This is a genomic window from Flavobacterium salmonis, assembly GCF_903819435.1.
Lineage (GTDB): Bacteria > Bacteroidota > Bacteroidia > Flavobacteriales > Flavobacteriaceae > Flavobacterium > Flavobacterium chungangense.
Map to the genome: position 1 here is coordinate 1 of NZ_CAIJDP010000096.1, position 329 is coordinate 329.

Annotated in this window: 1 protein-coding gene; it reads left to right on the forward strand. The window is 42.2% G+C overall.

Annotated features, from left to right (window positions below; all coding sequences use genetic code 11):
• Positions 1-130: 130 nt before the first annotated feature.
• On the forward strand, positions 131-329 hold a 199-nt coding region (locus tag FLACHUCJ7_RS24945), incomplete at its 3' end, for a hypothetical protein (protein WP_180910945.1).

Below are 329 nucleotides of genomic sequence, written 5' to 3' on the forward strand. Positions count from 1 at the left end.
TGGAGATTAAATAATTGAAGACCTCAATAAATAAAATATGAAAAGATTAATTATCTCCCTGGCTGCGACCCTTTCAATGACAAGTTTCTATTCGCAGAATGAGCACATAGCATACCCGCATGTCACCCCTATGAGTCCAAATGCGGCCGAATTTGCCAAATATGCCGATTATCCAGTGTCGTATTATACAGGCACACCAAATACCAGCATTCCTATTTACGAGATAGATATAGATGGCTACAAACTCCCTATTTCGCTTAATTATCATGCATCAGGAATCAGGGTAGATCAGGAAGCCACATGGGTCGGGCTGGGCTGGTCACTCGATG